The organism is Nostoc sp. (genome assembly GCF_036917515.1).
In the GTDB taxonomy this organism is placed as follows: Bacteria; Cyanobacteriota; Cyanobacteriia; order Cyanobacteriales; family Nostocaceae; genus Nostoc.
Genome location: NZ_JBALDE010000006.1, coordinates 1 through 9,405, shown reverse-complemented (window position 1 = coordinate 9,405; position 9,405 = coordinate 1). Strand labels below are relative to the sequence as shown.

Here is a 9,405-nt window from a genome sequence, read left to right as displayed (position 1 = left end):
CATTTGCTCACAAGGTGCTGATATCTTCAATCTTTCAGCTTAAGCCTTGTGAGTTTTCTTACAATAGCCCCTCACTTTTAAAACATCCTCTAATATAACGAAGGGTAAAATATCCTTGAGCGATTACTATTTACCCAAAATAGAGCTTTTTCATTAACTTGTCAAGAATGCAAAACTGCTAATGTTAGTGCATCGGATTCTTTTCTATCCTGGATAATTAATACTAATTAGAATTACCTGTTATCTATTCGCTAGCCTTGTAACGTTATATTATTATTTATTTAAAATATTTAAAATTATTTTGGGATACGCTCTTACTAATACTTCAGAAAGAACTTTAACCACAGTTAGAAGCAATACTAAACCTAATTTTGCAAACTATGCAATGAGTTTAACTGCATCAATTGCAGTCAGCAAAATTACTCTTGGAGTGAAAGAGAAGGTAATTAAAAAGGGTTTTATAAATTTGCTTATCTCTCAGACTGCTGCTTGCAGTTGCAGACTATTGTTTAGAGAACTAAAGCATTATCTTGTATAATCAACGACTAATCACTACTGACTCCCCTTAATGGGGAGTTATTTGATATCAGTTAGCTAGCTAAAAGGAAATTGGTACATTTTTAAATGCGGCTGTATCTGGCACAAAAATGTCCAAATTATTGATACCATCGGGAACTCTTAGCCAGATATAAGCATCTGCCGAGGCTTGTGGACGTACTGGGAACAATGAAACGCTTCCTGTTGAGCGATTAAGAGCAACTCCTTTGTAGGTTACGCTAGTGTCAGGATTGCGGGCTGTTGTACTAGCAACCGATATAATATCGCTACCAACAACTCCGTCTGTGGCAAGGCGACGAATACGCATTTGCACATTTACCACATCACGGTTTCCAGTTTCTGGATCTTTAATTCGTTTTGCTGAAAGTAACTCAACTTCTCCCTTTTTGCCAAAAGCGGGCTGCACAAATTGACCAGGGCTAATTGCTGATGTTGTAGTACTAGCTGGGGATGGAGAAACTGTTGCTTGTGGAGAAGTTGTCGCTGTAAGATTTGGCACTGGAGTAGGAATGGTGTTACTGGCTGTATTAGTAGTATTTAGTGTCTGCCGCAACGTGAAAACTTCATAAGCTACATAGCCGCTACATCCCAAAGCCAAAGTAGAGAGTAATACAGCTACACCAGATAAAAATGTACTCACGCCGTTGCCTCGATTTCGTATTTCTGTATATGCAGGTTGATTTAGGTTTCTATTTTGCAGTCCCATAAATTATGTTTGTGCGATCGCCTATATATGAAACATGTGAACATCTTCCTTATACTAATTAAGTAACTTTACTGAGGCAATTCTTCTCTCTCCGGAAAGAAATTGTTCGTAAACTAAAAATATCTGTCTTTAGGATAAGGAAAATTGGTGAGACTTAAGACTTTAAATCAACCACTAGGTATTTTGTTAATATTTTTGACTAGCCAAATAGGATTTAGTTCTAGAGTTGCAAAAGCACAAACCCCAGTTGCACCAACAACTACCACAAAATCAATTTGCTCTAGCCAACTGGGAACAGCCATAGATACTGTAATCAATCGTCCCTTATTTAGTCGGGGGCGCTGGGGAATTTTGATACAACCTCTGTCAACTGGACAAACTCTTTACAGTCGAGATGCTCAAAAATATTTTACTCCTGCGTCTAACCTCAAATTGCTAACAACAGCAGCTGCGTTGCAGGAATTGGGTGCTAATTTTCGGATTCGCACCTCTATTTATCAGAATGGTAATGGTGTTTTACGTGTTGTCGGCAGGGGAGATCCTAGTTTAAGTGATACTGAACTGCAAAAATTGGCACAACAGTTAAAACAGAAAGGTATTACCCAAATTCAGCAGTTGATTGCTGACGATAGTTATATTCAAGGTGATATTGTTAATCCCACCTGGCAATGGGAAGATGTGCAGTCAAGTGATGGTGTACCAGTCAGCAGCTTTATTTTGAATCAAAATATTTTTAGCTTCAAACTTGTACCACAAGCTGTGGGTAAATCTTTGCAAGTATTGTGGCTCGATCCTGGCGAAGCGAAACAGTGGCGGATAATTAATCAGTCAGTAACCGTTCCCCAAAATCAACCAACCTATGTCAATGTTACCCGCGAATTGTCAGGAACAGTATTACAAATTCAAGGACAACTGACAACGAATTCTGAACCCTCTTTAATAGATTTGCCTGTAGTCGATCCTAATTATTACTTCTTACGACGCTTCCGTACTGCCTTAGCAACAGAAAAAATTAGTTTGGGACAAACATTAGTAGCAAATGGTGGTGTGAATCAAGGAGAAATAGCATTTGTAGAGTCGCCACCTTTAGCTAAATTATTAGCAGAAACTCTTCAGAATAGTAATAATCTTTATGCTGAAGCATTGCTGAGAGCATTAGCTGTGAAAAAAATCAGATTGAAAAATCAGACTAGTGCTGATGTCGGTTTGGAAGTTGTCAAAGCAAGTTTAACTAAGTTGGGAGTCGATCCAGCAAATTATATTTTAGTGGATGGTTCCGGTTTATCACGGCGTAACTTAGTGACACCAGAAGCTTTTGTCCAAACTCTGCGGGGAATGGCAAAAACCCCAACAGCATATATATATCGTGCATCTTTACCCGTGGCTGGTAAAAGTGGAACTCTGAAAGGCCGCTTTCAAGATACACCTGCTGAGGGCATTGTGCAAGCAAAAACAGGTACGTTAACAGGTGTAGTTTCTCTATCTGGATATATGAATGCGCCGAAATATGAGCCGTTAGTTTTTAGTATTATCGTCAATCAGTCGGATCAATCTGCAACAGTTATACGGCAGGCAATTGATGAAGTTGTTGTATTGTTAACACAGTTACAGCATTGTTAATATGATACTTTTCACTCCTAACTTTCATGCCAGCCAAAATCTTACCACCGCCCCTAAAACCTGGAGACTTACTACGAGTAATTGCCCCTAGTGGTGCTTTACGAGAATTTGAAGAATTTAAACGGAGTCTAGAAATTTGGCGATCGCGTGGTTATCATTTACAAGTCAGTCCTCAGATAGATGACAAATATGGTTATTTAGCTGGAACTGACGAAAATCGCCGTCAACAGCTAGCAGCAGCATGGCAAGATCCTAATTGTCGTGGTATTCTCTGTGCCAGAGGTGGTTTTGGCAGCACCCGCATCTTAGAAAATTGGAATTGGTCAACCTCAGTGCTTCCCAAGTGGCTGATAGGCTTTTCTGATATTACAGTTTTATTATGGAGCCTTTATACAGCAGGAATTTCCGGCGTTCACGGCCCTGTAATGACAACTTTGGCAGATGAGCCAGATTGGTCAATTAAGCGATTATTCGATTGGGTAGAAGCTAGTTCTTTCACGCCTCTCAAAGGTTGCGGTTGGGGTGGTGGTGTGGTAAATGGTACTTTGTTACCAGGAAATCTCACGGTGGCTACTCACCTTTTGGGTACACCAATCCTACCACATCTAGATGGTGTAATTCTGGCGTTGGAAGATGTTACCGAAGCACCTTATCGGATTGACAGGATGCTCACGCAGTGGCGTTTGAGTGGTGCTTTGTCTCAAGTCTGCGGTATTGCTTTGGGCGGTTTTACTCGCTGTGAAGCGCCACCAATGATATCTAGTTTTAGTGTAGAAGAAGTATTGCGCGATCGCTTGGGTGATTTGGGTATTCCCATTGTCTCCGATTTGCCTTTTGGTCATGATAATCCCAATGCAGCCTTACCAGTGGGTGTAGAGGTAACTTTAGATGGGGATGCGGGAATATTAGCGATTGCGCCATAGTTGAGCGCAGATATTGATTAGTACTATATCAGTTTTTCAGGATTTTTTGAAACCATTGTTCTACGCGATCGCCCATAGCTTCTAAAGAGTATAAAGTTTCTGCTTGCTGGCGACAAGCTTGGCGGTCAAGTTCATCTAAATGCTTAATCGCTTCTACTAAACCTTGAACACTATCAGGTTCCACCAAAAAGCCAGTTTTACCTTCTTGGACAATTTCTGTTAAACCACCTCGACGGTAAGCAATTAAAGGCACTCCACAAGCAAGGGCCTCTATTGCTACATTTCCAAATGCTTCTACCCAACGAGGAGTCACTAAAAGAGATCGGCATTGGCCTAACTTCTCTTGTAGCTCAACCGTTGATAAAAATCCTACATATTCGATGGGAGCATTAGGATATTTTTGACAAATTTTCTCCCAGTAAGATATATCCTGTTTCAAACCGAATATTTTCAGTGTAATACCAGTGATTTCTCCTGCTGCTACTGCATCTTCTAGTCCTTTTTCAGGAGCTATTCTACCTACCCACGCCAAGCTCTGAGTTGGTTCGGGACAAAATTTATAAATAGATAAATCTAAACCATTCAGCAGACAAATACACCGTTGTGCAAATGTAAAAGTAGCTGCCTGTGTTTGACTGTGAACACCTATAGTACCCGGAAAATTGATTGCTACTTGTTCAATAATCTCATCCATAACATCTGTTAAAGAACCCATACTGATGAAATGGGCGATAGGAGTATTAAAAAAGGGTGTTAAATACAATGGCAGCCAATCATAAGCAAAATTAACAATCAAATCATAATCTGCTTGCACTTGACGAGCATAATCCCACATATTCGCTAAAACGGAATTTTTATGCAGCAGAATCGGATCGCTACGACTCTGATTTTGGGCTGGTATCTGTATTAGTTCTCCAGAGATTTCTTTAATAGGTAATGAATTACTGACAGAACCCTGTGGTGCAACAATTTCTAATTGATGTCCTCGCCGTAGCATCTCTATAGCAAGATTAGATAGGGTCAACTCAACTCCACCTCCCAATCCTGAACCTAACGCACCCATTGGAGTAGATATCAATAATAATTTATGGTACATTTTTGTCGTTAATATATTTTCATAAACATCATTTTTTCACCTAAACAACGTACTTATTGGGTTTTGGTATGGCTTCACCTAAAAGACATAAAGTCGAATTTAACTTTGCTTGCGATAGCAACGGGTTGTAATCAGGTAAGGATGAAAAACCTCTAAGAAGTAACTCTGAAGTGTATGGAAAAATGTTTCTACTACTTTAGGATCATCTAAATGAAAAGGGTATTCTTGATTAACACCTTTAAAGAAATACCAATTCACTATCATCTTACCATCAGAGTTCAAAGCTTGATAAAATTGTAATAACTGCTGGCTAGGATCTAACAAATGTTCTAAAACATCAAAGCATAAAATCGTATCAAATTTATCTTTTGCAGGCATTTCAAGAGCAAATACTATTTTTTTGTCCAGTCCCATTTTCTCAGTTCGATACTGAACAAAATCACGATTGATCGGATTAATATCACAATATATTACTTGTTCAACTTGTGGGCAAAGAGCAGCACCAAGTGCATGAGTTCCTATTCCACCACCAAAATCTAACACTCGACCTTGGGCATAATCTGCAATCAACCGCAACATATCTCCAATATACTCATGACTTGACAGATGCCAAGCCCCCAATTCAAATAAGTAAAGTTCTCCTACTCGATCGCGATAGAAAGCACTTGCTTCTTGCCAATTAAAATCTTTGTGTCCTAAGTTTTTTATTTCTTCTTGTGCTGCTGCTAACTTTGTCTCTACAGTTTCTGGATCTAAATGTAAAAAATCTTGTAGATGATGCTTGAAGTGAAATGAATTTTCTAAAAAGCTACTTAAGAAAGAGGGCGTGGTAGAATTTACCATAAAAGTTATGTTACAAATAAGTTAACGTATTATATTTTACAATAAATAATTATCAGTATAACTTATTAGCACTCGTAAATATTGAGACAAAATATAGTATATTGGAGCAATATTTTTTCTTGACAGCAGTCCACCCAAGTCGGGAAACCCTTCCTGTGCGGCTGCCTCCACTACGTGTCTCGAAAAAAATAAATTTAGGGGCGCGACTACCATATATGCTGAGTGCAATTAATTTTACTTTTTACTCAGCACTCAGCACTATTTTGGTGAAGTGATAGATGCCTAACAAATCTAAAAGTTGACATGAAAGTTACCCTTTTCCAATCCCTAATTCCGAATTTTTCCCGCCAGTTGACCAATTTTGTTTGGCGGTTTTTGTTGATGGGAATTATTCTGAGTATATTTTTGATATTTTTATCTGGTTGTCAGGGGACAGTCCAGAGGAATGACGGAGTAATTCATCTGAGTCTATGGCAATCAATCAATCCTCCTACTAATCGAGATGTATTTAACAAACTAGTAGATAAATTTAATCAGACTCATACTGATGTTCAGGTGGAATCTATCTTCATAGGTCAACCCCAATTGCCAAAAATATTAACAGCAGTTGTGGGCAATGCACCTCCAGATATTCTGTCATTCGACCCTCAATTGACCGGTCAGTTTGTGGAACTAGGGGCAATTCGACCTTTAGAAAAATGGCTGGACAAATCGCCATTGAAGTCGGAAATTAGTCCCAACTTATGGAAAGAATTAAAATTAGACGGTCATCTTTGGTCAATCCCCCTCTACACAAGCAATTTAGGCATTTTTTACCGACCTAAGCTTTTCCAAGCTGCGGGAATTACGCAAATTCCTAAGACTTGGGAAGAGTTGAGGGAAGTTGCCAAAAAATTGACCATAGACAGCAATGGCGACAATCGACCTGAACAGTACGGAATGTTACTGCCTTTAGGAAAGGAAGAATGGACTGTCTTTAGTTGGTTCCCTTTTTTATTGAGTGCTGGCGGAGAAGTTGTTACTAATAACCGTCCGAATTTGACGAATGCAGGAGCGATCGCAGCCTTACAATTTTGGCAAGACCTATTAAAAGATGGTTCAGCAACACTTTCTTCCCCAGAGCGAGGTTATGAAGAAGACGCTTTTATTGCAGGTCGCGTTGCTATGCAGATTACAGGCCCTTGGACTTATATAATGAAGTCCAATGTTGACTTTGACGTATTTCCTATACCTACAAAGATGAAGCTGAAGCCTGCTACAGCGACAGCTACTGGAAATATGTATTTGATGAAGACCACACCAGCAAGAGAGCAAGCTGCACTCAAATTTTTAGAGTATGTTTTGAGTGAAGAATTCCAAAAAGAATGGAGTATCGGAACTGGTTTTTTACCAGTTAACCTTAAAGCTACTCAAAGTGAAGCTTATCAACAATTCATCAACCAAAAACCTTTGTTAAAAGTGTTTGTGGAACAAATTCCTCTAGCTGGCGCTCGACCGATTATTGCTGGATATAGCCGTCTTTCTGACAGTCTTGGTCGAGCTATAGAAGCTACATTGCTAGGAGAGTCTGCAAAAAAAGCGCTCAAGATATCACAAGAGCGTTTAGAGCTAATTTGGGATGACAAATAAATGGGACTGGGTATTGGGTACTAGGGATTGGGGAACTGGTTGTATTCTTTGGGGTGCAGTGACTTGAGTAGATAACTAACTACTAGCATTGGTAAGAATTCCTACAAGCACTCGCACTAATTCTTCCAAACCTTCTGGAACGCGATAAAGTTTGATATCTTGCATGACCCGTTTATCTTGCCGATAAAATATTCCAAATCGCCAATCTTCTCCATTTGTTACAGCACTATACAAAATTGCTGTTTGCAAATCTGTCCATTGATCGAGTGCGATCAATTCAACTGCAAGTTGAGTAAACCCCCGGCTTAAATCGGATTGCTTGGCTTCAACTATTAACAGTGAGTTAGAAGATGAAATATAGTAAGTAGAACGATGTGGAAAAACCAAACTATGTTAAGAAAAATTAAATAGACTTAAACCCTCTTCCCTCCTGCCTCCTGCCTCAAAAGCCGTAACTTTGTACTTTATGCAAATGAAAACTGCTGTATCTGCTGGGGCATAAGGTAATTCAAAATACTTACTAAATGTATAACTTTCACCGAGTTGGAGAATAGGCGGGCGAGTTATAAATATTAAAATTATGGAATATATCGATAAAAGTTAGGAATAAACTCCAGTTTTGGGATGTAAATTTCTTTTCAATGTACACAAACCAATTGCTGGTATGGCTCCTAAAATAACTGCTGTCAATCCTTGTCCACTCCAATATAGTATGGGAGTACGGTAAGTTTCTGGAATCAAATTTTGCATAAGAAAAAGCAACCAAACCAAAATAGCGATCCAGAAGAAAGAAATTGAGGGTAAAAAATTCCACCACCAAATGTCTGTTGTATATCGCCTCAATACCAGCCATTGGCAAATCCCTAGCCAAATTCCAGAGATTATATATGCGATCGCAGACAAAAATCCAAAAATCAAAGTATCTTCTGGAGATGATGAGGCAATGGTTGAAATGTAGTTAATCCAGGCTGTAGAAACACCATTGGCAATCAACCAACCTACACTAGTAGCAAATAGCCACTGCCAACTCGGTAAATATCGGTAAATAGCAAGGCTCTGGTCAGCGGCAAAAATCACGGCAAATATAATATTACTAAGACTTCTAACTAAAATGCTCCATGTTTGTGGTTGGATAGCAACGTTAGGTGAAAGACTTTGGAGAATAATTTTTTCTAAAGCGATACTGGCAACGCCACCCACAAGCCATCCGATGAGAGTCATTAAGGTAAACTGAATAAAAAACCTCTGTCGCTGCGATCGCGGAATCAAATATTTTCCTGGCTTAGGCTTATTATTAGCAGATGCAAGATGATCGGGACTGTTAGAGTCAGTTTGCATAAGAAGTTAGAGGAGTGAGGGAATAGGGAGATCAGGGAAATCACGGAGCACGGGGAGAATAACTAATGCCCAATGCCCAATCTTCAATTAAATATTGATTCTTGTTTTACCCTATTTCTCAATCACTAGTCCCTATTTTCCATTTCCCACTCGCCACTCGCCACTAATCACTTCTCTAAGGTGAGGATATTATGTCAATAATATAAGTCTATTCTCAATAGAGTTGGAAATAATTTCATTAACCTATCTATTTAGGGGTAGCTGATCATAGACATCGTTTTGAGTCTTGAAAAATAAGGCAAACGAGAAATGGTGATTTTTTGTTGGTTTTTAACCTTGATTGCGATCAAGAGTAATTTTAGATGCCTTTGTCTTACCCATTAGAATTGCACAAAATCCTTCACATAATCTTTAAACAGATTTTAGTATATACACCGTATCTTTTATGAGTTAAAAAACTCAAAATAGGATCACAAAGCCTAAAGATAAACTTATCTCTTTGAGCTTGTTTTACCCAACATCAGTCATATATAAAGACCTCATAATCTTTGTAAATTATTTCTAATTTGTTGGAGTAATGAAACCAGTTTTTCATAGCTAACCTGAGTTCGGGATAAGGAAAGGAGCAGGTAGTAAGCTGAAAATAGCGTTAAATCCAGCACCTGCCCTATGTTTAGTTTAGAAGCATTATT

General features: G+C 38.8%; 7 protein-coding genes and 1 pseudogene. 3 read left to right on the top strand and 5 right to left on the bottom strand.

From position 1 onward, the window contains the following. Positions 1 to 598: 598 nt before the first annotated feature. Positions 599 to 1,198 carry a hypothetical protein gene (locus V7K89_RS00490; protein WP_335183796.1) on the bottom strand — a complete coding sequence of 200 codons (600 nt, stop codon included), beginning with the start codon at positions 1,196 to 1,198 and terminating at the stop codon, positions 599 to 601. Between the two features lie 213 nt (positions 1,199 to 1,411). Here V7K89_RS00490 and dacB point away from each other — a divergent pair, with 213 nt between their 5' ends. Together dacB and V7K89_RS00480 are read left to right on the top strand one after the other, a co-directional pair. Beyond that, positions 1,412 to 2,884 carry a D-alanyl-D-alanine carboxypeptidase/D-alanyl-D-alanine endopeptidase gene (gene dacB / locus V7K89_RS00485; RefSeq protein WP_335183795.1) on the top strand — a complete coding sequence of 491 codons (1,473 nt, stop codon included), beginning with the start codon at positions 1,412 to 1,414 and terminating at the stop codon, positions 2,882 to 2,884. A 26-nt stretch (positions 2,885 to 2,910) separates the two neighbouring features. Beyond that, entirely contained in the window at positions 2,911 to 3,807 is an 897-nt protein-coding gene (locus tag V7K89_RS00480) for a S66 peptidase family protein (RefSeq protein ID WP_335183794.1), read from the top strand. Between the two features lie 28 nt (positions 3,808 to 3,835). On the opposite strand, the gene V7K89_RS00475 is transcribed toward V7K89_RS00480, so the two are convergent. Beyond that, positions 3,836 to 4,903, bottom strand: a complete 1,068-nt coding sequence (locus V7K89_RS00475; protein ID WP_335183793.1) for a glycosyltransferase family 4 protein — start codon at positions 4,901 to 4,903, stop codon at positions 3,836 to 3,838. Positions 4,904 to 5,002: 99 nt separating this feature from the next. After that, the gene (locus tag V7K89_RS00470; RefSeq protein WP_335183792.1) at positions 5,003 to 5,746 is read right to left on the bottom strand and encodes a class I SAM-dependent methyltransferase; all 744 of its coding nucleotides are present in this window, start codon (positions 5,744 to 5,746) and stop codon (positions 5,003 to 5,005) included. Between the two features lie 303 nt (positions 5,747 to 6,049). Between V7K89_RS00470 and V7K89_RS00465 the strand changes: the two genes are divergently transcribed. Then, positions 6,050 to 7,375 carry an ABC transporter substrate-binding protein gene (locus V7K89_RS00465; protein ID WP_335183791.1) on the top strand — a complete coding sequence of 442 codons (1,326 nt, stop codon included), beginning with the start codon at positions 6,050 to 6,052 and terminating at the stop codon, positions 7,373 to 7,375. A gap of 75 nt (positions 7,376 to 7,450) precedes the next feature. Here V7K89_RS00465 and V7K89_RS35695 read toward each other — a convergent pair. Next, positions 7,451 to 7,942, bottom strand: a pseudogene (locus V7K89_RS35695) (hypothetical protein). Between the two features lie 33 nt (positions 7,943 to 7,975). Next, on the bottom strand, positions 7,976 to 8,713 hold the full coding sequence (locus tag V7K89_RS00455; RefSeq protein ID WP_335183789.1) for a hypothetical protein: 738 nt from the start codon (positions 8,711 to 8,713) through the stop codon (positions 7,976 to 7,978). Positions 8,714 to 9,405 lie beyond the last annotated feature (692 nt).

Excerpts from the sequence above, each read along its gene's own strand:
- V7K89_RS00480 (WP_335183794.1), top strand. The coding sequence starts at position 2,911 with ATGCCAGCCAAAATCTTACCACCGCCCCTAAAACCTGGAGACTTACTA.
- V7K89_RS00475 (WP_335183793.1), bottom strand. The coding sequence starts at position 4,903 with ATGTACCATAAATTATTATTGATATCTACTCCAATGGGTGCGTTAGGT.
- V7K89_RS00455 (WP_335183789.1), bottom strand. The coding sequence starts at position 8,713 with ATGCAAACTGACTCTAACAGTCCCGATCATCTTGCATCTGCTAATAAT.
- V7K89_RS00470 (WP_335183792.1), bottom strand. The coding sequence starts at position 5,746 with ATGGTAAATTCTACCACGCCCTCTTTCTTAAGTAGCTTTTTAGAAAAT.
- V7K89_RS00465 (WP_335183791.1), top strand. The coding sequence starts at position 6,050 with ATGAAAGTTACCCTTTTCCAATCCCTAATTCCGAATTTTTCCCGCCAG.